Annotated in this window: 19 protein-coding genes; 8 read left to right on the top strand and 11 right to left on the bottom strand. The window is 61.2% G+C overall.

All coding sequences use genetic code 11. The features are described from left to right. Window positions 1-9: 9 nt before the first annotated feature. Entirely contained in the window at window positions 10-729 is a 720-nt protein-coding gene (locus tag PWM43_RS10850; RefSeq protein WP_289842528.1) for a response regulator, read from the bottom strand. A gap of 89 nt (window positions 730-818) precedes the next feature. Continuing rightward, complete coding sequence (locus PWM43_RS10855; RefSeq protein WP_394356070.1) at window positions 819-1,859, bottom strand: cysteine synthase A; 1,041 nt, start codon at window positions 1,857-1,859, stop codon at window positions 819-821. A 74-nt stretch (window positions 1,860-1,933) separates the two neighbouring features. Between PWM43_RS10855 and PWM43_RS10860 the strand changes: the two genes are divergently transcribed. Further along, on the top strand, window positions 1,934-2,344 hold the full coding sequence (locus PWM43_RS10860; protein WP_289842529.1) for a rhodanese-like domain-containing protein: 411 nt from the start codon (window positions 1,934-1,936) through the stop codon (window positions 2,342-2,344). A 6-nt stretch (window positions 2,345-2,350) separates the two neighbouring features. Here the strand turns inward: PWM43_RS10860 and PWM43_RS10865 are convergent, their stop codons facing one another. Together PWM43_RS10865 and mtnA are read right to left on the bottom strand one after the other, a co-directional pair. Further along, window positions 2,351-3,283, bottom strand: a complete 933-nt coding sequence (locus PWM43_RS10865) for a DUF2272 domain-containing protein (protein ID WP_289842530.1) — start codon at window positions 3,281-3,283, stop codon at window positions 2,351-2,353. A 76-nt stretch (window positions 3,284-3,359) separates the two neighbouring features. Then, complete coding sequence (gene mtnA / locus PWM43_RS10870) at window positions 3,360-4,469, bottom strand: S-methyl-5-thioribose-1-phosphate isomerase (protein WP_289842531.1); 1,110 nt, start codon at window positions 4,467-4,469, stop codon at window positions 3,360-3,362. A gap of 147 nt (window positions 4,470-4,616) precedes the next feature. On the opposite strand from mtnA, the gene PWM43_RS10875 reads away from it, so the two are divergent. From PWM43_RS10875 to PWM43_RS10885, 3 genes are all read left to right on the top strand, one after another. Continuing rightward, window positions 4,617-5,246, top strand: a complete 630-nt coding sequence (locus PWM43_RS10875) for an NUDIX hydrolase (protein ID WP_289842532.1) — start codon at window positions 4,617-4,619, stop codon at window positions 5,244-5,246. Further along, on the top strand, window positions 5,247-6,332 hold the full coding sequence (locus tag PWM43_RS10880) for a glycosyltransferase family 4 protein (RefSeq protein ID WP_289842533.1): 1,086 nt from the start codon (window positions 5,247-5,249) through the stop codon (window positions 6,330-6,332). It abuts the gene before it with no gap. A 175-nt stretch (window positions 6,333-6,507) separates the two neighbouring features. Further along, complete coding sequence (locus PWM43_RS10885) at window positions 6,508-6,834, top strand: guided entry of tail-anchored proteins factor 1 (protein WP_289842534.1); 327 nt, start codon at window positions 6,508-6,510, stop codon at window positions 6,832-6,834. Window positions 6,835-6,921: 87 nt separating this feature from the next. Here the strand turns inward: PWM43_RS10885 and bioD are convergent, their stop codons facing one another. Genes bioD through PWM43_RS10900 form a run of 3 tightly spaced genes read right to left on the bottom strand, consistent with a single transcriptional unit; the run spans window position 6,922 to window position 10,147 of the window. Next, a complete protein-coding gene (gene bioD, locus PWM43_RS10890) occupies window positions 6,922-8,328 on the bottom strand; it encodes a dethiobiotin synthase (protein WP_289842535.1) in 1,407 nt (468 codons plus the stop codon). Continuing rightward, window positions 8,325-8,957, bottom strand: a complete 633-nt coding sequence (locus PWM43_RS10895; RefSeq protein WP_289842536.1) for an alpha/beta fold hydrolase — start codon at window positions 8,955-8,957, stop codon at window positions 8,325-8,327. Before PWM43_RS10895 ends, bioD begins: the two co-directional genes overlap by 4 nt. Then, window positions 8,954-10,147 (bottom strand): aminotransferase class I/II-fold pyridoxal phosphate-dependent enzyme, encoded by a 1,194-nt coding sequence (locus PWM43_RS10900; protein ID WP_289842537.1) that lies wholly within the window; start codon window positions 10,145-10,147, stop codon window positions 8,954-8,956. The genes PWM43_RS10895 and PWM43_RS10900 overlap by 4 nt, the downstream gene beginning before the upstream one ends. Before the next feature lie 81 nt (window positions 10,148-10,228). Between PWM43_RS10900 and PWM43_RS10905 the strand changes: the two genes are divergently transcribed. After that, on the top strand, window positions 10,229-11,494 hold the full coding sequence (locus PWM43_RS10905; protein WP_289842538.1) for an adenosylmethionine--8-amino-7-oxononanoate transaminase: 1,266 nt from the start codon (window positions 10,229-10,231) through the stop codon (window positions 11,492-11,494). 27 nt (window positions 11,495-11,521) lie between these two features. Here the strand turns inward: PWM43_RS10905 and PWM43_RS10910 are convergent, their stop codons facing one another. Next, complete coding sequence (locus tag PWM43_RS10910; protein ID WP_289842539.1) at window positions 11,522-11,980, bottom strand: hypothetical protein; 459 nt, start codon at window positions 11,978-11,980, stop codon at window positions 11,522-11,524. Window positions 11,981-12,198: 218 nt separating this feature from the next. On the opposite strand from PWM43_RS10910, the gene PWM43_RS10915 reads away from it, so the two are divergent. The 3 genes from PWM43_RS10915 (at window position 12,199) to PWM43_RS10925 (ending at window position 15,552) form a co-directional block, all read left to right on the top strand. After that, window positions 12,199-13,467 carry an O-antigen ligase family protein gene (locus tag PWM43_RS10915; protein ID WP_289842540.1) on the top strand — a complete coding sequence of 423 codons (1,269 nt, stop codon included), beginning with the start codon at window positions 12,199-12,201 and terminating at the stop codon, window positions 13,465-13,467. Between the two features lie 76 nt (window positions 13,468-13,543). Then, window positions 13,544-14,515 (top strand): CobW family GTP-binding protein, encoded by a 972-nt coding sequence (locus tag PWM43_RS10920; RefSeq protein ID WP_289842541.1) that lies wholly within the window; start codon window positions 13,544-13,546, stop codon window positions 14,513-14,515. Window positions 14,516-14,520: 5 nt separating this feature from the next. After that, a complete protein-coding gene (locus PWM43_RS10925) occupies window positions 14,521-15,552 on the top strand; it encodes a WD40 repeat domain-containing protein (protein WP_289842635.1) in 1,032 nt (343 codons plus the stop codon). Window positions 15,553-15,645: 93 nt separating this feature from the next. Here the strand turns inward: PWM43_RS10925 and PWM43_RS10930 are convergent, their stop codons facing one another. The 3 genes from PWM43_RS10930 to PWM43_RS10940 form a co-directional block, all read right to left on the bottom strand. Beyond that, entirely contained in the window at window positions 15,646-18,297 is a 2,652-nt protein-coding gene (locus tag PWM43_RS10930; RefSeq protein ID WP_289842542.1) for a M1 family metallopeptidase, read from the bottom strand. A gap of 318 nt (window positions 18,298-18,615) precedes the next feature. After that, the gene (locus PWM43_RS10935) at window positions 18,616-20,820 is read right to left on the bottom strand and encodes a CHASE3 domain-containing protein (RefSeq protein WP_289842543.1); all 2,205 of its coding nucleotides are present in this window, start codon (window positions 20,818-20,820) and stop codon (window positions 18,616-18,618) included. A gap of 77 nt (window positions 20,821-20,897) precedes the next feature. Further along, window positions 20,898-21,815, bottom strand: coding sequence for a LysR substrate-binding domain-containing protein (locus PWM43_RS10940; RefSeq protein WP_289842544.1), 918 nt, complete (start codon window positions 21,813-21,815; stop codon window positions 20,898-20,900). Window positions 21,816-21,838: the final 23 nt, after the last annotated feature.

Raw genomic sequence — 21,838 nt, forward strand, 5'->3', positions numbered from 1 at the left:
CCAGGCGCGTCAGATCCGCTCTACGTCCGCGGCCAGAACATAACCGCCGCCCCGGACGGTTTTGATCAACTGGGCGTTGCGGCCATCATCTTCAAGCTTGCGCCGTAACCGGCTGACCGCGACGTCTATGGCTCTGTCGAATGGGCCTGCCTGACGCCCGCGAAGCAATTCCAGCAGCATGTCGCGCGTCAGGACGCGATTGGCACGCTCCAGCAGCGCGACGAGCAGATCGTATTCCCCTCCCGTGAGGGGGACTTCGGTGCCTTCCGGATTGACCAGCCGACGTCGGCTGGGTTCGAGGATCCATCCACCGAACTTCATGAAGCGCGTATCGGAGGCGGCACGTTTTTCCTGTGCCTCTCCGGTGCGGCGCAGTACGGCGCGAATCCGGGCGAGCAGTTCACGGGGATTGAAAGGTTTGGCGACGTAATCGTCAGCGCCGAACTCCAGGCCGATGATACGATCGGTCTCGTCGCCCATGGCCGTGAGCATGATGATCGGGACATCATCCTGGGTCCGCAGCCAACGCGCGACATCCAGGCCGCTTTCACCGGGCAGCATCAGGTCGAGGACGACGAGCTGATAATGTCCGGCCGTCCATGCCCGCCGGGCCTCACGCCCGTCGCGCGCGGCCGTGACCCGATAATGATTGCGTTCGAGAAATCGCGTCAGCAGCTCGCGGATCTCACGGTCGTCATCAACAATCAGAAGATGGGGAGGCGTTTCCATGATTGTAACAATGATCCGGATTTTCCGAGTTGAACAGCCGGTGTTGCAATTGGTTTCAACTCGTCAGATTTCGCGAGAAAATTCCATTCTCAATCCAGCCAGGCGGGCGTGGGCAGCCCTCGTTCGCGCAGGAAGGCCGTATTGAACAGTTTGGACTGATAGCGCGCGCCGCCATCGCAGAGGATCGTGACGATCGTATGCCCCGGACCCAGCTTGCGGGCCGTGCGGATGGCGGCCGCCACGTTGATGCCGGCGGAGCCGCCGACGGAGAGACCTTCCTCCGCGAGCATCGAGAATATCTGTTCGAGGGCTTCGGCATCCGGAATGCGTTCCGCATCGTCGAAAACCACGCCTTCGAGATTGGCCGTGACACGGGACTGCCCGATTCCCTCGGTAATCGAACCACCGGAAATGCTGAGATCGCCGTTCTTGACCCAGCCATATAATCCGGATCCTTCCGGGTCGGCCAATACGATTCGAGGGCGGGCGACGCCATGTTTCTTCGCGGCGTCCGCCAGACCGAGCGCGACTCCGGCCAATGTGCCCCCCGTGCCGCACGCACAGGTAAAGGCGTCGATCCTACCGCCCGTCTGGGCCCATATTTCGGCCGCGGTCGTGCGCCGATGGCCCTCGCGGTTGGCGGTGTTGTCAAACTGGTTGGCCCAGACGCCACCGCTCTCCTCGGCGAGCCGCCGCGAAACATGAACGTAGTTCCCCGGGTCGCGGAACGGCTTTGCGGGCACGAGACGAAGATCGGCACCGATCATGCGGAGAAAGTCGATCTTCTCGCGGCTCTGTGTTTCCGGCATCACAATCACCGAGCGATACCCGCGCGCGTTCCCGACGAGCGTGAGACCGATGCCGGTATTCCCCGCCGTGCCTTCGACGATCGTGCCGCCGGGCTTGAGGACTCCCCGGGTTTCGGCATCCTCGATGATCGCCAGAGCCGCGCGATCCTTGACCGAGCCGCCGGGATTCATGAATTCGGCTTTTCCGTAAATCTCGCAGCCGGTCGCTTTCGAAGCGCCCTTGAGGCGGATGAGAGGCGTGCCTCCGATGGCCGCGGTCATGCCTGCGGATGTCGTGGTCCATCCGGTATGGGTTTGAACTGTCTCATCGAAGTGGGTCATCGCCAATCCGTCCTTTCCGTCTGCGCTTTCTGCAATTAACATTTTACTATGAAATCTGGATGGAGAAAAACAGCATGACAGAGCGGGTTTTATCGCAGGAAGCATGGATCAGATTGGGCAATGAGTCCCGTTCAGTCCTGATTGATGTCAGGACACCCCAGGAATGGACCGAAATCGGTGTTCCGGCACTTGAGGCGATCGGTAAATCGCTGTTGCGGATCGCCTGGGATCCCTCTGACGCGCAAGGTTTCCTGAGGAAGCTCAATGTGGGGGTGCCGGATCGGACGACGCCGCTCTACTTCATCTGCCGGTCGGGGGCGCGTTCCCAGATGACGGCGGAACTCGCGGCGTGGTACGGCTATACGACGACGATCAACGTGGCGGACGGATTCGAAGGGCCGCCGGACGCCACCGGCCTGCGGGGGCGCATCAGCGGCTGGCAGGCGGCGGGGCTGCCGATCGAGAGTGTGTCGCGGGAGACGTGATGAGCGTTACTGTCCGCTGTCGGGCTCGCGGTCGGCGTCGTACTGCACCTCCAGCACGGTGAGCCACGGGTAGCGCGAGTCGTAAATGTGGCCGTCGGCGTCACTGAGTGCGCCCCGCGCATCGGTCGGGACGTGGGTCAGCGAAACGGCATCGTCGACATTGCCGCCGATGATGCTCAACTGATGTCCAAACGGGGCGCCGACCTGTCCGGCGGCGACAACGATGCCGCAGTGGGACGGAAAACCGTATGAGGTCGGGAGCATGCTGAACGTGATGCTCTTGCTTCGGCCCCGGCCCACGCAGAGCAGGTCGCCGAGCTTCGGGATATAGCTTTTGGGGTCCTGCGCCTTGAGGCCCGTGCTTTGCCCCGTCGCGGCGGCGTTGATATAGGTCGAGTGATTCGGGGAGTAGGGGAAACGCTCATTGGCCCCGGCGACGCGCATCACGTAGGAAATGAACGCGGCGGACCAGGCATAGTGTCCGTCGTGTTCGGGAGCGAAAATGCGGCCGTCACCGTCCTGTTTGCCCGTCCAGCTGACCTCGGTTTCACCCGGGTCCTGGCCGATCCACCAGTATTCGCCGATACGTTGCCACAGTCCCGGAATACGCTCGGGTTTCAGGGCCGGGAAGGCGGCTTCGGGGCGTTCTTCGGGATCGTCGTCGCTGACCGGATTTCCGAACATCCGCCATTCACGCAGGGCGATCGCCACGACGTCCTGGCGGTTGAACGGCTCGAAATTACGCGTCGCGAAATCCGGGACGTGGCTGTCATAGCCGAGCGGCCCGGTCGTGCCATTAGCGTATTGCGCGACCGGCGTCCGATTGGGCGTGGACTGCGGGACACGACTATCCGCGCATCCCGAGAGGATGGTGGCGATGGTCAGGCAGAGAGAAATATGAAGCGGTCTTGCCGGATTTCTTGTTCTTTCCGCGTTCATACGCTCGTTCCTGAGAGTTGTTTCGCATGGCGACCATCATGATCGGCCCGTCCTGTCAGAGACAGACAGGACAAGCTTAGGCGCTCTGGACCAGATCTGGAAAGAGCCGCGCCAGGCCGCTCATGCTGGCCTCGCAGGCGCCGCGCTCCGTCAGCAGACCGGAAACCAGGCGCGCCGGGGTGACGTCAAAGGCGGGGTTGGCCGCGAATGTTCCCTGAGGCGTTACCCGCACACGGGCCGGATGGCCGCGTTCATCCAGACCGCCGACATGCGTCACTTCATCCGGAGAACGCTCCTCGATCGGAATTTCCCGGACGCCGTCCGTGACGCGCCAGTCGATGGTGGAGGACGGGAGCGCGACCCAGAACGGCACATTGTTGTCATGCGCCGCCAGAGCCTTGAGATAGGTGCCGATCTTGTTGGCCACGTCGCCCTGGCGCGTGACGCGATCGGTGCCCACGATCACGAGATCGACCTGACCGTGCTGCATGAGGTGACCGCCCGCATTGTCGGCGACCAGCGTGTGAGGGACGCCATGCGCGCCGAGTTCCCAGGCGGTCAGGAGCCCGCCCTGATTGCGCGGACGTGTTTCATCGACCCAGACATGGACGGGCAGCCCCTTGTCATGAGCCATGTAGATCGGAGCGAGCGCCGTCCCCCAGTCCACGGTCGCGATCCATCCCGCATTGCAATGGGTGAGGATGTTCAGCCGTTCCTGTCCCGGACGTCGCCGCGCCCACAGGTCTTCGAAAAGCGCCAGCCCGTGGCGCCCGATGGATTCATTGACCGCGACGTCTTCGTCGCAGAGGGCGTCGGCTTCGTCATAAGCGGCCTGTGCGCGTGAGGCTGCGGGCAGGGCGGACAGGGCCGCGACCATACGCTCAATCGCCCAGCGCAGGTTGATGGCCGTGGGCCGCGTTTCCACCAGTTCCTCAGCGGCCTTTCGCAGACCTGAATCACTCGGGTCCTTGTTCATGGCAAACGCCAGCCCGTAAGCCGCGACAGCACCGATAAGGGGCGCGCCGCGCACCTGCATGGAGCGGATTGCGTGAGCGACAGCGTCCTGCGTTCGCAGATCGAGAATGTCGATGGTCCAGGGCAGGCGCGTCTGATCGAAAATATGGACGCAGCGTGGGTCCGTCGCATCGCGCCAGACACTTCGGTAGGGAATGCCATCGATCTTCATGTGATGCCCTTATCAGCTCGCGTGAAACATTTTGCAGCCATGTGCGTCAAATAGATACGGGACTCAAGCTTCAACATGTGATGGATGAAGCCATGTCGCCAGCGCCGCGGGGCCGATATGTTCCCCGCGGCAGACGGAGAGGTGAGGATGACGGAACCGGATTGGCTACGGTTCGCCCGTGAGATGCAGGCCATTGCCCAGTCGGGTCTGGCGTTCTCGCGCGATGTCTATGATCGGGAGCGCTATGTCCAGTTGCGGGACCTCGCAAGCCATATGATGAGCGCCCATGTCGATGCCGCGCCCGAGCGCATTACGCGCTTTTTCACTGCGGAAACAGGCTACGCGACCCCGAAAGTCGACGTGCGCGTCGCGTTGTTCAATCCCCAGGGCCAGGTTCTTATGGTTCGGGAAAAAATCGACGAAGGTCGATGGACGTTTCCGGGCGGATGGGCGGACGTCAACCTGACGCCTGCGCAGAACGCGCTGAAGGAATTGCGGGAGGAGAGCGGTTTTGAAGGCAGGATTCTCAAGCTCGCGGCTGTATGGGACCGTAACTCGCAGGGACATGATCCTGACGTGTTTTCGATCGTGAAGCTGTTTTTTGTCGGTGTGCTGACGGGCGGGGAAGCCAGGGAAAGCGCGGAGACATCCGGCGTTGGCTGGTTTCATAAAGTTAAAATTCCGTTGAATATTTCGACTGCCCGCATTCTGCCTCATCAGGTCGTCAGAATGTTCGAACATTGGGAAAATCCTGGATTGCCGACTGATTTCGAATAGATGACCGTTCTTACAATTCTGCCGCCACGTGAGAGTTATTCTTCCAACAGCGCTGGCGCGATCTCGCTTCTCGTGTCCCGTCTGGCGTTCCCTGGCGATGTCGTCCTTGGAGGTCCTGTTGATGGAGCGCCATTGAGCGGCGGTCGTTTCCGACCGATCCATGATCTGGGTCGAGCCTGGCACTGGCTCTCTCACAGCGCGCGTTACCAGCTTTCCTGCCAATGCGTCGCGCGACGCCTTCGTCCGAACCTGATCGAAGTGCACAACAAACCGCAACTTGCACTCGCGATGAGCCGCTTCGCGCCGGTACAGCTTATTCTCCATAATGATCCCCAGGAGATGCGGGGCGCGCGTTCGCCACGGGAGCGCGAGAAACTGCTGTCGAAACTTCACGTCATCACGGTCTCGGACTGGCTGCGTCGCCGCTTTCTCGAGGATATCGATGCCGCCCCCGTGACGGTCATGCCCAATTGCATCGATCTTGCGGGGCTGCCGCCGCGCGCGGAGCCGCGCGCGCGAGAAATCCTGTTCGTGGGTCGTATCGTGGCGGATAAAGGCGTGGATGCTTTCGTCAGAGCCTGGGGGAATGTGGGCCGTCGCCTGCCTGGCTGGTCCGCGAGCATGATCGGGGCGGACCGTTTTCAGAAGAACGCACCGCGCACCGCTTTCGTCAGCGCGGTGGAACGCGAGGCGGATGTCGCGGGGGTCGCGCATTGGGGGTACCAACCCTACGAAGTCGTTCTGCAAGCGATGGCGCGGGCCTCGATCGTCGTGGTGCCAAGCCGATGGCTGGAGCCTTTCGGACTGACCGCACTCGAAGCCATGGCCAGCGGGGCGGCCGTAATCGCTTCACGCAACGGCGGTCTGCCGGAAGTCGTCGGAGATGCCGCGCTTCATGCGAACCCGGACGTCCCAGATCAACTCGAAAACGCAATATTGCATCTTGCAAGTAATGATTCGGAAAGAAAAGCGCTGAGTGAACGCGGTCTGGTTCGCGCCCGGCAATTCGACGTCATAATGGCACGCCAGAGACTGAAATTTATCCGCACGCAGACCATGGAACTATCGGGCCGGTCACATCGATGACTTATTTCATGCTTAGAAGGGCGGCGGTTTCGAGTTTTTAAAAGGTATGATTTCTATGAAACACCTTTCCGCGGTTGCAGCCGCTTTCAGTGTGATTTTTGTCTCGGGAATAGCCACGACCGCGCATGCACAGTCATCCGCCGCCACCACGGGCTGTCAGTCGAGCACAAGCGGCATGAGTGCGCTGGGACGGATTGCCAACAGGGAAAACTGTCTGAACGAGCAGGCGCAGAAATATCGATCGGGTACTGCGGCTGAACGTGAAGCGCAGGAGAAGAAACTCGCGAGCCTGAAGGAAAAATATACCAATGCTTCGGCCTCGGATAAGGCGCGTTTGCAGCGGAAAATCGACAAGGCTCAAGGCAGGCTCACCAATCTCGAGCAGACACCGTCCAATACGGTGAGCAAGTTTCGTGATTCAGCCACAGGTCAGCGTGACCAGATGAACGGGATCGTGAACAAATCGCGCTCGGACCTCGGTAATTTCCTGAAGGGCGGCTGACGGTCAAGGTCATACCCAAGCGGCATTCAGAGAGGGCGTCCCCGCGAAGGACGCCTTTTTCGTGTCCGGGGCGGAGGTTCAGGCATCTTATCGTCGGCTGATGCTATCGAATATCGGTATCGTCGCCGCCACGTTCGAGATGGACGCGGCATTGACCTCGTCCATCCACGGAATTTCCGCGAGAATGCGCACATTGCTTCTTTGCGCGATGGCTGCGCGATTTCCTTCATTGATCGGACCGACGAGAAGGACCCCGGCAACCTCGATGCCCCGATTTTTCAGGGCTTCCAGGCTCAGAAGTGTATGGTTGATCGTGCCGAGCCCGCTGCGCGCGACGAGCACCACGGGCATGCCGTAAAGCGCGATGAGATCGATCATCATAAGGTGCTCGCTGGCGGGAACCAGCAGACCCCCGGCCCCCTCGATCACGAGCGGCGGCCGGACGCGGTCCGGGAGGGCGAGCCGTGCGGGATCGATCACCATGCCTTCGGCGCGCGCGGCATCCAGGGGTGAGAGCGACGCCTGGAGCGCATAGGCGGGAGGTATCATGCGCGATGGCGGCACGCCCGCGAGGTTCATGACCGTATCGGTGTCTCCGGGCTCGTCCGCAAGTCCGCTCTGAAGCGGCTTCCAGTACGTCGCATTCCAGGCCTGTGTCAGACAGGCGCTCGCGAGTGTTTTCCCGACTCCCGTATCCGTGCCGGTCACGAACACCCCGGGAAGCGGACAGGAACGCCGAAAGCAGCCGATTGCGACCTGATAGGTGACCGTCCCGGTCGCTCTCGCATCGAAATTGTGGATGGCCGCCCGCAACCGTGCGCCCGTCGGAACGGCGGCAGGATGCGGGGTCGCAGCCCCTATGCGTTTCAGATCGCGCAGAAAAGCGAGCCCACTTCCAACACGGTCGTAGACGGGAATTACGTCCCAGGCGCCGCTGCCGCAGAACGGCCATTCCTTCTGAAGCTGCCGGGCGGAAGGATAGACGGGGAAGCCGCACGGCACGTCGCTGAGCGCGCAGGCGCGTCGCCACTCGGCAAAACTGCCTTCCGCAAGCGTGGTGACCATCAGGCGACCGCCGGGGGTGAGAAGGGCGGCGAGTTTCGCAAGGGCGGTGGCTCGGTCGGAAAGCCACTGCATCGCGAAGTTCGAGCAGATCAGATCATAGCGGTTCGCGCCATGAGCGTCGTTCGCATCCATCAGGGCGTAATGTGTCGCATGGTGGCCGACGCGTGAGGCCGTCTGCTCGAGCATAAGCGGTGCGATGTCCGTCACGGTCAGTTCCGCATCGGGAAACATCGCCCGGATTTTTGACGTCAGCAGTCCCGTTCCGCACCCGAACTCGAGGATGCGACGTGGAGCCTTGTCCGCGAACGCGGCGCGGATGCGCGTCGCTAGCAACGTTGCGCTTTCGGCCTGGACTCGCGCGGCCCCTTCATACGCCGCTGCCGCCGCATTGAAGCGTCCTGCGATCGTCGAGCCGTCAGACACATTCATAAAGCCATATCCCTTATCCAGGTCGCCAGCCTGTTCGGCTCCTCGAGAGGCAGGAGGTGGCCGCCCTCATAAATCAGGCCGGAGGAAACGGGCGAGAAGCTCTCATGGGTCATGTAGCTCGAAATGAGCGGGTCCCGCGCGCCCGCGATCCAGGCAATGCGTTCCGCGTTTTCGCGGGCGGGCTGGCGCGCATCAACCTCGCATAGACGCTGCAATCCCGCTTCCAGGCGAGCGATGTCCGGCGCTCCTTCCCAGCTTTCCCGACAGCCGACGCGAGCGCGAAAATCGCCTAGAGTCGTCTCGGGTTCGTTTCCGAGTCTCTGGCGCATGCGGGTCAGGATGCGGAGCGGGATTCCGGACCTGAAGTCATCGGCACAGGAAAAGCGCGCAAAACCGTTGATCACCAGGAGTTTCCGGCACCACGGCGGCATGCGCTCAAGGAACCACGGTGTTCCGGCAGAATGCGTGATCGCGACGAACGGTTCTTCCGGGAGCGCCAGATGGGGCGGCGCTCCGAAATAACCGGCTTCGAAGACCGTTGCCCGGCTGTCGTCGAGATCCGGCATGGAGAGCAGAGGCTTCCAGAATGACGCATCGAACCCCCATCCATGGACGAAAAGAAATCTCATGGCGCCGTCTCGTGCATGGCTTGAATGACGGCATTGGCGATCGTTGTAATGTCCTTCTCATCCTGCATGGCATTGAGAGTCAGGCGTAGTCGCGCGGTCCCGGCCGGGACCGTGGGAGGGCGGATGGCGACGGCGAGAATGCCATCGCTGGCCAGACGGTGCGCGACATCCATCGCGCGCGCGGCGTCGCCAATCCGTACCGGCACGATCTGCGTCGTCGAGCCGCAGCTATCCAGTCCTGCCGCGGCCAGCGCCTTGCGAAGCGTCTGTCCGCTGGCTTCGAGGCGCGCACGTTCGGCGGTGAGACCCGGCACGACTTCCAGCGCCGCGTCGATCGCGCCCAGCATCGGCGGTGATGGCGCCGTGCTGTAGATGAACCCGGAGCACGCGCTGACGAGATAGTCGCAAACGGCGCGAGATCCGGCGACATAGGCTCCCATGGCGCCGAGAGCTTTGCTGAATGTCCCCATGACGAGGTCCACGCCATGGTCTGTTGCCAGTCCCTGTCCGTGGCTTCCAAGCACGCCCGTGGCATGGGCCTCGTCGATATAAAGGAACGCTTCATGACGATCGGCGAGCAGGCGCAGCGCCGCGACATCCGCGCGGTCTCCGTCCATCGAGAACACGCTTTCGGTGACGATGAAGCGGAGTCCTTTCTCATGGGCATGTTTCGCGAGCAGGCTTTCCAGATGCGCCATATCGTTGTGCCGGAAACGGTGCTGTCGAACGCCTGAGGCCACACATCCGTGATGCATGCTCGCGTGATTCAGGCGATCGGTGAAAACGAGCGCGTCATGGCCGGTCTGCTTCCCCGACAGGGCGAAGAGGGCGGGCAGCACGGAGGCGTTGGCCTGCCATCCTGATGCAAAAATCAGCGCGCTTTCCACCTTCTTGAAGCGGGCGAGGCGATTTTCCACGGATGCGTGAAGGTCAAGCGTTCCGGTCACGAGTCGTGAAGCCCGTCCGCCGGTTCCGTAAAGCTCCGCCCATTGCGCCGCGCGCTCCGCCAGGGCGGGATGCGAAGCGAGCCCCAGATAGTCATTGGACGCACAGTCGATCAGCCGCGCGCCATCGCGCCGCACGACTTTCGGATCCATCCGGCGATGCCCGACCGGGCGCAGGGTGCGCCTCAGGCCCTTGGCATTGAGCGCGTCGAGCGCGCGCTGGAAATATGGGTCGAAGCGCGTCATGAGAGACCGTCCGTGCCGGATGTGGCGTTCCGGGTCAATTGGCATGGACAGAGTATTGGCGCACGAGCGGGATGACGACATATGACCAGAAACCGGGTTGAGCGTGGCCTGTCCCACATTTGGCTGCCCTACACGCAGATGCACACCATGCGCGCACCCGTCGTCGCGGAGTCGACGGATGGCTGCGTCATCAGGACGGCGGATGGACGGTCGCTGATTGACGGCATCGCGTCATGGTGGACGGCCTGCCACGGCTACAATCATCCCCATATCCGCCAGGCGGTCGAAGAGCAGCTCCACCGCATGCCGCATGTCATGTTCGGAGGGCTCGTCCACCGGCCCGCGCTTGAACTCGCCACCCGACTCAGCGCTTTGCTGCCCGGCGATCTCGAACGCGTCTTTTTTACGGATTCCGGTTCTGTCGCGGTGGAGGTCGCCCTCAAGATGGCGATCCAATACTGGCTCAATCGCGGTGTGAAGGGGCGAACCCGGCTTCTGTCGTTTCGTGGCGGCTATCACGGGGACACCATCGCGACGATGGCCATCTGCGATCCGGAAGAGGGCATGCACGCCATGTTCGCGGGCGCGCTTCCCGACCAGATCATCGCGGATCTGCCGACCACGCCCGGGAAACGCGCGGCTCTGGACGATCTTCTCGCAAGGCAGGGGCATGAAATCGCGGCGATCGTCGTCGAGCCGCTCGTACAGGGCGCGGGCGGTATGGTGTTCCATGCGCCCGAAGTTCTTAGGGCCTTGCGCGACGTCGCGGACAGGAGCGGCAGCTTGTTGATTCTGGATGAAATATTTACGGGATTTGGACGGACGGGAACAATGTTCGCGTGTGAACAGGCCGGAATCGTACCTGACATCGTCACGCTCTCGAAGGCTCTGACCGGCGGCACGATGGCGCTTGCGGCGACCGTCGCGCGCCGTCACGTGTTCGAGGCATTTCTGTCGGACGATCCGTTACACGCGTTGATGCACGGCCCGACATTCATGGCCAATCCGCTCGCCTGTGCCGCGGCCAATGCATCGCTTGATCTTTTCGAATGCGAGCCGCGGCTGGAGCAGGTCGAGGCGATCCGGCAGCAACTGGAGACGGAGCTCGCGCCATGTCTAGACCTTGAAGGCGTGAAAGACGTCCGTGTGCTCGGAGCGATTGGCGTGGTGCAGCTTGAGCGCATCGACGACCTGAATGCTCTCAAGGACGCCTTTCTTTCGGAAGGGGTCTGGGTGAGGCCGTTTCGCGATATCGTCTATCTGACCCCGGCGTTCACGATACGCCCCGATCAGCTTTCACGGCTGACCGGGGCGATCTGCAAGGTGCTTGCACGCAAAACGGTTTAGGCCCGTCAGGGCACCCAAAGATGCGTTTTACTTCTCGAGGGTAAAGGTCAGCCCTTGGGCGCCGGCGGCGAGGCGGGCGCCACGGGTAACGCTGTCGAGCTTGAGCTTGACCCCGTTCGAGTTGCTCAGCAGTGCGCCCCCAAGACCGCGATCCAGCGTCGCTTCGCCATTCAGCGCGCCATAGGTGCCGTCGAAATCGTGCAGATTTTTGAGATTATAGACGGTCGCATGGGCGCTGATCTTCGAGTAACCCACGGCTGCGATGTCGGCGCCGCTGACCTTGAAACGATATTTGTGGTGGCCGTATGTCAGCGTGCCTTCACCCCAGCTGAATCCGACCCCGACATCGGCGGATTGCGCGGATAGGGTCAGGTGGCCGACCGGCGTGCCCAGAGCATCTTCGGCTTTGGCGCTCTGTGAAGGAAGAGCGAAAGCCAGACCGGCGCCCAATGTCACAGCGGCGAGACGATTGATGGTGATCGACATCGGTTGATCCTTCTTGTTTGGTTTTTCCCGTGGAAGTCGTGTCAACCAACGGCGATGAACGGCGTTCGTTTCATTAATTTCCCTTACAAATACGCCATGCGATTCTCTACGGCTTTCGGAAACGATCCGTTGCTTGCCTTCGCGTCGCTTGTGCCTCATGTCGTTAACCCATGGTTTGCAAAGCAAGAATTTCCAGGTTCATGGATGGCGTTGGGCGCATGGCGACACTCGCCCTGCCGCTGTTTCTGACGCATGGACGCGGGCCCGCGGAAGTGACGATCGACATACTGGCAGTACTGCTCCTGGCACGCAGCTTCGTTGAGAAGGACTGGTACTGGACGCGGCCCATCTGGGTACGCATCGCGCTTGCCTGGTGGGGATGGCAACTGTTCTGCTCGATCCCGGTCGCGTTCCTGGGATCGGGCGGGGCAGGCGCTCTTGGTGAGGCGGTCCTGTCCATTCGTTTCATGCTCATGGCCGCGGCGCTTCAAAGCTGGACCTTGAAAGACGAGCGTTCCCGCAGGATCATGTGTGCACTCGTCTGCTTATGCGGCGGCTATATCGCGCTGCAGATGCTGATTCAGGCGGCGTTCGGTTATAACCTGTTCGGAATGCCGCGATTTGTCGACGGAACCCTGACGGGCCCGTATGCGCAGCCCCGTGCGGCAGCCCCGCTTTCGCGCCTGCTTCTGCCGATGCTCATGCTTGGCTGTGCATGGATTTTCGCGAAAGCAGGGCCTGATCATCGCCTGCGCGGCGCTATGGGCGCTGGCGTCATGACGATCGCAGCCGTGGGTGTCATGGTGCTGGGCGGCCAGCGTATGCCATTCGTTCTGCTGCTGTTCGGGCTACTCGTATGCGCGGCGCTGTATCGCCCTGTGCGTCCCGTAGCGGTCATGGCGGCTCTTTCGGTGCCGCTGCTTGTCCTGATGGCGCGCGTCGCGTCTCCCGGCAGCTTTCGGCATCTCGTTCTGCTGGCGCGCGAGCAGCTCTCCCATTTCGGACATTCGCCTTATGGAGCCATCTATACGCGCGCCCTGGTGATGGCGAAAGCCAATCCGTGGACGGGGCTGGGCTATGACGCCTTTCGCCACCAATGCGCCAATACCGCCTATCTGCATGGTCTTTCGTGGTTCGATGACGTTCCCGACGGCGGGGGCGTCAACATATGTGCCCAGCACACCCATAATCATTACCTGCAAGCCCTGACGAATGCCGGGTTGCCCGGTCTTTTGTTGTTTTCGGCTCTGGTCGTGGCGTGGCTGTGCGCGCTCTGGCCGCGCGTGCGCTCGCAGGACACGCCGACAGGATTTGCGTGGCGTACCGGATTGTTCGTCGCCGTGCTCGTTCAGGAATGGCCGATCGCCTCGACGAGCGATCTCATGAATCTGCCTCTCGGGGGGTGGGCGTTCATGCTGCTGGGTGTCGGCCTGGCGGAGGCTTCGCCGCCTCTCACCCGGTCTGGCACATCATCGGGGCCAACGTGACACTGGCCCCTGTCACGCCGGGCCGGGCGACACTATATGGATCGGCGACAAGACCATCGGGACGATAAGGAACATCATGTCCGAGACAGAGACGAAGACCCCGGTTACGGTCCTTACGGGATTCCTCGGGGCAGGCAAGACGACGCTCCTCAACCATATTCTTTCCGCCGAGCACGGTCGGAAATACGCGGTTCTCGTCAATGAATTCGGTGAACTCGGTGTCGATGGCGATCTGGTGATCGATGCCGACGAGGAAGTGTTCGAAACCAATAACGGCTGTATCTGCTGCACGGTGCGCGGCGATCTGATCCGCATTCTTGGCAGCCTGCTGCGGCGTCGGAACAGGTTCGACGGCATTATCGTCGAGACGACCGGCCTCGCCGATCCGGCGCCGGTCGCCCAGACGTTCTTCGTTGACGAGAATCTGCGCGCAAAATCCCGCCTCGATGCGGTGGTGACCGTAGTGGATGCGTGCAACGTCATGCAGACTCTCGAAGAGAGCCATGAAGCCGTCAACCAGATCGCATTCGCTGACGTAATCGTGCTCAACAAGGTCGATCTCGTCGACGAACAGACCCTCGACGCCATTGAAGCGCGTTTGCGTCAGATCAATGCCAGCGTCCAGATCCACCGGACGACGCGCAGCAATGTCTCCATGAGCGATATTCTCGATCGGGGCGGATTTGACCTGAAGCGGGCTCTCGAAACCATGCCGGATTTCCTCGAAAATACCGCGCATAGTCACGAGGAAGGCGTCACCAGCATGTCCTTCTCCGTCGATCGGCCGCTCGACGAGGCTCGTTTCCAGGCCTGGATCGGGGCGATCCTTCAGGAGCAGGGACCGGATATTCTGCGTTCGAAGGGTATTCTCGATTTCGCGGGACAGCAGGAGCGCTTTGCGTTCCAGGCGGTCCACATGATGGCGGATGGCGATTACATCGGCCCGTGGAAAGAGAATGAAGCCCGTGTTTCGCGCATCGTGTTCATCGGCCGCAATCTCAATCGTCCCCAGCTACGGCGCGGCTTCGAAAGCTGTCTGGCGGCATGAGCGGCATGACGGAACTGCTTTCGACGCGTGGCGCGGAGCGCAATGTCGGATCTCCCATATGCGCGACGGCTGCGTCGCGGGACGGCAGGCATTTCGCCATCGGGACCGTTGACGGTGAAATATGGATCGTCGCGGTTGAGACGCTCCTTGAAGCGGCGACATGGACATGTGTCGAAGCGCATCAGGGCGCGGTGCTGTCGCTTTGTGCTGATGCCGGTCCTTCCGGCTTCCTGAGCGGTGGCGAAGACAACCGGCTGGTGCGTATCAGTGCCGTAGGGGACATCACGGAACTGCACAAGGGGCGACGCTGGATCGACCATGTGGCGGCAACGGCGTCCCACATCGCGTTTTCGAGCGGCAAGCGGCTGGAACTGCGTGACGCGAAAGGGGTCGAGACGCTGAAGGCCCTGGAGCATCCCTCGACGGTCACCGGCATCGTCTTCGATGCGAAGGGCAAGCGTATCGCGGCTTCGCATTATAACGGCGTCTCGATGTGGTTCGTCCAGGCCAAAGTCGATACGGTGCGTCCGCTGGAATGGAAAGGTAGCCATATCGGGCTGGCCATTCATCCGGGCGGCGAAGCGCTGGTGACATCCATGCAGGAGAACGATCTGCACGGATGGCGTCTGTCGGACGGACATAACATGCGCATGAGCGGCTATCCGAAGCCGGTCAGGTCGCTGGATTTCACGCGGAACGGGCGCTGGCTGGTCACTTCGGGCGCTGACGCGATCGTCATGTGGCCATTCTTCGGAGGCGGCCCGATGGGCAAGCCTCCGGCGGAGATCGCAAGGCTGCCGGGCGTGTTCTGTTCCGCCGTCCGCGCGCATCCGAAGCACGATATGGTGGCTGGTGGCTATGAAGACGGCACGGTGCTTCTCGCCGATACCGGATCTGAACGCGTCCTGCCGGTATGCCTCTCCGGTCGAGGTGCGGTCACGACGCTGGCTTTCACGCCGGGCGGCGGCGCGCTCATCTTCGGCACGGAAGATGGCGTCATCTGCGGCGTGGATCTCGCCTCCCGTGAGCCTGCCTGAAACACGAAAAGGGACGCCGCAACGTCCCTTTTTTCATGGAAAATCCGATTGCTTCTTCCAGGAGGGCGCGCCTCCCGGAAGATAACGGGTCAGTTACGGCGTGGTGACGTGGCCGTTCTGCGTCGCGAGCCAGTCATGCAACTGGGTCTGCATGACCGTCTTCGTCTCGATCCGCGAATTGGCACGATCAAGGGCACGCGCGGTCTCGACCTTGGCGCCGGTCGTCCTGTCGGCGGAGGGGTCGGACTTCAGCGCCTCGATCGTCGCGGGATTGCTGGACTGACCCGCGATGGAGGGTAGCAGACCGTCCTGCGACCACGGAGCGAGATGGCTGCGGATGTCCTTCTCGTGCTCCTTGACGATCTGCCAGACGAGATCTGGCTGTTCGCTCTCGGCCGCGATGCTGCTCAGCGCCATCTCGATGCGACCGTTGGGAATGGCGCCGCTATAGGCGAAAGCGACGTTCCGGCGGATCAGATCGGGATTTCTGACAGAGGCGAGGGCGCCGAACAGACGAAGCTTGACCTCCGTACTTTGGGCGTCACGCACCTTTTTAGCCATCCACTGCCAGGTTTTCAGATCCGCGTCGCGCATCGCAATCGATGCCACCACGCCGACCAGGTCCGGGCGGACAGAAGCGGGGTTCGACTTCCATGCCTGAAAGCGGGTGTGGGCTTCGGCGAGGACCGCCTGATCGCCGAAATCGCCCAGGGCTCCGATCACGCTGGGGCGCAATATGGTGTCGAGCACGCTCTCGCCCGGTTTCGGGTCCCAGCCGAGACGCGCGAACACCGGCGCCAATACGCTGCGCGCATAAGCGTGGAACGCCTCGCGGTCCGGGCTTCCGATTTCGTACGTATCCGTTGCGTCCAGCCCGGAGATGATTTCGCTCAGAACCGCGATGTCGCTTTCATGTGCGGCCGTCAGTACGTTCACGAGATCGAAATAGGTCGAGATCGGCGCCTTGCCCGCGCGGAACAGCGCGAACTGGTCGCCGAGCAGGTTGGCGCGATCCACGGCGGCGAAGGAGGGCGCGGCCTTGAGCAGGGCGGCAAAAGCTGCATCATCATAATGCACCCGATAATAGCCGCTCTCGCCGAGGTCGAGCTTCAGCGGCGCGCCGCAGGGCTTGACCTTGATCTTGACCGGCTTGTCGCCGAGCACGAGCTTCTGCGTTTTCAGGCCCGGTCCACCGGCCACGACCGGGATGTTCCATGTCTGCGCGGTCGGATGGGGATCATGGATCGTGAAGCGGCTCTGCGTCAGCGTGTAGACGGTCTTGCCGCCATGGCAGGCGCTGGCGACGTCGACTTCCGGAATGCCGGGCTGGGTCGTGAAGGTCTGGGCCACGCTTGCGACATCCAGCTTCGAGGCTTCCGAAAGCGCGTTCCAGAGATCCTGGCTGGTGGTGTTGCTGTAGGCGTGCGCCTTCATGTAGAGACGCATGCCGTCGCGGAAGGCATCCTCGCCGAGCCAGCCTTCGATCATGCGGATGACGAGCGAACCCTTGCCGTAGCTGATACCGTCGAACGCCGTGTCGGCCTCGCTGACATTATGGATGACCTGCTGGATCGGGTGGGTCGAAGGCAGGGCGTCCGACGACATGGTCGCCTCGCGCGTATGGTGCTCACGCGGCCAGATGTCCCATTCCGGGTTCATCTTGTCCGTGACCTTCGTCTGCATCCAGGTGGCGAAACCCTCGTTCAGCCAGATATTGTCCCACCAGGCCATGGTGACGAGATCGCCAGACCACTGATGCGCCATTTCATGCGCGACGACTGAATAAATCGTTTCGCGCGTACGTGGCGTGCTGTTGGCCGGGTCGAAGAGCAGGGCGTTGTCGATATAGGTCAGGGCCCCCCAGTTTTCCATGGCGCCCGCCTGATAGTTGCCGGGAATGGCCAGCATGTCGAGCTTCGGCAACGGATATTTCACGCCGAAATATTCGTTATAATAGGGCAGGATCTGTGAAGCCGCCTGCACGGCGTACTGGCCCTGGTCCTGCTTGCCGGTCGGTGCCCATGTCGCAATCGGCGTGCCGTCGGCTTCGCCCTGAACCGAGCTCATGTCGCCGGCGACGAGCGCAAGCAGATAGCTCGACATACGAGGCGTTGCGCCAAACGACACGCGTTTGGTTTTCGCGTCCGACTGTGTCGTGCCGATGATGGGCATGTTGCTGATGGCGGCGTAGTCGAATGGCAGCGACACGTTCAGTTGGAAGGTCGCCTTGAAGGCGGGCTCGTCCCAGCCCGGAAACATCCGGCGCGCATCTGCGACTTCGAACTGTGTCACGATCATGCGCCTGGCTTTGCCGTCTGCGCCTTTGTAATCGTCGATATAGATGCCATTCGGCGTTTTGAGGATAGGGCCGGAATAGCTGATCGCGAGCGTGTGCTTGCCGGTGCTCACCGCGCCAGGGAAATGCAGGGTGGCCGTCTGGGCGCTTTCGTCCTGACTGATCGTTGCGGTCTGATCGCCGTCAAGAACGGCCTTGTGGAGTTTCAGACCGGCCTGATTGATTACGACATCGGAAGTCGGCGCCGTGACGTCGATTGTGACAGTTTCGTCGCCGGTCAATGTCAGTTTCGCCACGTCCGTACGCAGATTGATGACATAGGACGAAGGCACCACGTTCTTCGGAAGTTGTCCCGGAGCTGTCGCAAAGGAAAAGGGCGCCTCGGCATGGGCGGCCCCAATCACGGGCATCCCTCCGAGCAACGTGGTGAGGGCGAGAAGACGACGCATCAGGCCGGGATCCTTGTTCAGTTTTCATGGCGCCACGCCGGACGGCGTGAGTGATCCGCACGATGACACAGCGATACGAAACCGCAAAGATGTGACAGGAACACGATAAGGCGGGATAAACTATATTTTATAGATGAAGCAGGTTTGTTAAAATATTTTTTATGAACACATTATTTGCATAATGCATAAATGATCAAGAAATAATTCATTAATGATTTGCACTAATAATTATTTATTTTGATTAAAATTCTCTTTTATATAAAAAATTTAAGCTCTGCCTCTACGTTGATCAGTTCCGTGACACCGAAACAGAGTTTCCTAACCCGGGATCATATCGTGTTCATCATGAGCGGGCTGGAGCAGCGTCGCAATGCGGCCGCCGAGTTGTGCACGCGTAAAGGGCTTGGCGATCAACTCGATCCCTTCGTCGAATTTGCCCTGATGAATAAAGGCGTTCTCCGTATACCCCGACATGAACAGCACGGGCACGTCAGCGCGGTATTTTTTCAGGAATGCGGCGATATCATGCCCACGTACGGTTCCCGGAAGCATCACGTCCGTCAGTAACAGGTCGATGTCCGCATGGTGGCGTTCGATCTGCCGATAACCATCTTCCCCGCTCGAAGCTTCGATGGTCGTATAACCGAGACCACGCAGGATCGCCGTCGTGACTTCGCGTACCTCGTCGTCGTCATCGACGACGAAAACCGTGGAGGATTGCCGGGCCAGGATGGCGGGGGATGGAGGAGCGGGCTGTGTCGTCTGAGCACCCTCGTTATCCGCGGCGCGGGGAAGGTAGATACGAACCACTGTACCATTGTTGACTTCTGAATAGATCTGGATATGTCCGCCGGATTGCTTGACGAAGCCGAAGACCATGGCAAGGCCCAGCCCCGTGCCGCGTCCCTCGCTCTTGGTCGTAAAGAACGGCTCGAAAACGCGTGTAAGGACGTCGCGTGGAATGCCATGGCCCGTGTCGGTCACGGCGATCATCGTATAGTCGCCGGGGGTCACGTCCGATTGCAGGCTCGTATAGTTTTCGTCGAGGACGGCGTTCGCGACCTCGATCGTCAGAGCGCCGCCATCCGGCATGGCATCCCGTGCATTGAGCACCAGATTAAGAACCGCGTTTTCCAGTTGCGCGGCATCCGCCATCGTCGGCCATAGATGGGGCTGGGCGACATAACTCACATCAATATGGGCGCCTAGAGTGCGCTGAAACATTGGAACGAGTTCCGGCAGCGACTGGTTAAGGTCGATGGCGGTTGGGGAGAGGGGCTGACGACGCGCGAAGGCCAGAAGCTGACTGGTCAGCGTGGCGCCCCGGCGGGCTGCCCAACTCGCGCGTTCGATTTTCTTCAGCAGGTCCGGTCTGTCGGAGAGCTTCGCCTGACAGAGTTCCAGATTGCCCAGTACGACGGTCAGAAGGTTATTGAAATCATGCGCCACCCCGCCGGTCAGCTGTCCGATCGCCTGCATTTTCTGCGACTCGCGCAGGATGGTGTCCGCCTGGACGCGCTTGGTCGCATCCGTGACCGTGACGACAAATCCGCCATCCGGAAGGCGGGAACGCCGAATTTCCAGATAACGGCCGCTGTTCAGGACGATGATGTCATCCGCGATTTCCTCACGATTGCGCGAAAGATTTTCGTCCCGTGGCGCGGGTTGGCGTGGGGCGCTCTCCCGCGCGTTGACGTCGTCGCAAATATCCGCATAGGCGGCGCCGACATGCAGCGTGTTCGGCGAGAATTCGAGGAGGTCAATGAAGCACCCATTCCAGTTGACCAGAACGTTGTCGGACGAAAAAACACCCACACCCTGGGTCAGGCTGTCGAGACTCGTGCGCAGATGCTGGGCTGCCATTCGCTCGCGGGTTTCACTGAGATACGTGCTGGCCCAAAGCCGATGCATGGTGCGAGCCGTCCAGATGAGACTCATGACGCCGAGGATGGTCACGCTGGCGACAAGCCAGTTCATAATGGAGACGCGCCGCTCAAGCGCTTCCTGATGCGCCTCCAGTGCGGCGCGTTCCACACGCGTCATCGCGTCAAGGAGTGAAACAATTTCGACGGTATAATTGCGCCCGACATCGGTAAGAATGACCTGCATGGCGACGTGGAGGCCACCTGCCCGACGCAACGCAATGGTGCGTGCCAGTTCATCCAGTTTGGCGTCCAGCACGGCGTTCAGGATTTTAACGCGCTGTTGCTGCTCCGGCTGACCGACCACGAGTTCATCGAGATGGCGGGTCAGGGACGAAATATGGTCGGTCGCCTCCAGATAGGGGCGCAGATAGTCTTCGCGTCCGGTCAGAAGAAAACCGCGCTGTCCGCTTTCAGCCTGCCGAAAGGTCGCGTTGAGATCCTGAATGGTGAGAAGCGTGTCTTCCCCCCGTTGTGTCCATGTCCGGGCGGCATGAATTGCACGCACTTCGAACCACGCGATCCCTCCGACGAGGACCACGATCACGAGGGCGATCGTTACAACCATCAGGTTGGTTCTGGCGGCTTTCTTTTTTGTCATTCTTGTCCGCGTCTGTGGTCCGTCAGCATGATCCGAAATGACGGTTTTTCGCCTCGGGACGCCTGTTCATTGCTCTATCACAGCTTTTCCGGTCTGTACGATCTTTCGCTGTCGTTACAGGACTGACGCAGGATCGCTTCGAAATTGGCCACGGGACCGTCGCGATGGGGCATGCGGGTGGCGATCGCGATCGTGGCTCGCGGGCTTGGCCCCAGAATGGGATGAAAGGTCGCACCTTCCGCATGGATCTGATCGAGATAGGCCGGAACGACGCTTACGCCCATGCCCGCCGCGACCATCGGGATTGTTGCGGCGACCTGTGGCGCGGATTGGCCCAGTCGCGGCGTGAACCCGGCCTGTAAACAGGCTGAAATGATCGTGTCGTAGAAGCCCGGACCGAGATGACGCTCGAAGATGATGAAAGGTTCGTCCTGGATGTCGGCCAGATGCAGCCCGCGCTGTTGGCATTTCGCATGGCCACGGGGCAGCGCGATCATCGTCGGCTCGTCCATGAGGGCGCGCACGACGATATCGGGATCATGGACCGGCGGCCGCACGATGGCGATGTCAACGCGACCTTCGCGCAGCGCTTCGCACAGGGCAGGGGTATTGCTCTCTTCCAACGTCACGACGACGTCGGGCCAGCGGTCGCGGAAAGCCCGGATGGCCATCGGAATGAGCGGCAGAAGCGTCACGCCGCCAGCCATGCCGACGCGCACACGCCCCTGTTCGCCACTTGCGAGACCGCGCGCCAGCGAACGGAACTCCTGCTCCAGGGCCAGGAGACTGCGGGCTTTCTCGATGAGCAGTCTACCCGCGTCTGTCGGCGTGGCGCCGCGTCGCGAGCGTTCAAACAGCTTGAGGCCAAGCTCCTGTTCCAACTGCTTGATCTGCTGGCTGAGCGGAGGTTGCTCGATATGCAGGTGTTCGGCGGCGCGGGTGAACGTCCCACATTCCGCGACAGCGACCACATATCGAAGATGTCTCAGATCCATTCCATACGTCTATCATATGGAAT

The organism is Brytella acorum (assembly GCF_029309905.1).
Classification (GTDB): domain Bacteria; phylum Pseudomonadota; class Alphaproteobacteria; order Acetobacterales; family Acetobacteraceae; genus Brytella; species Brytella acorum.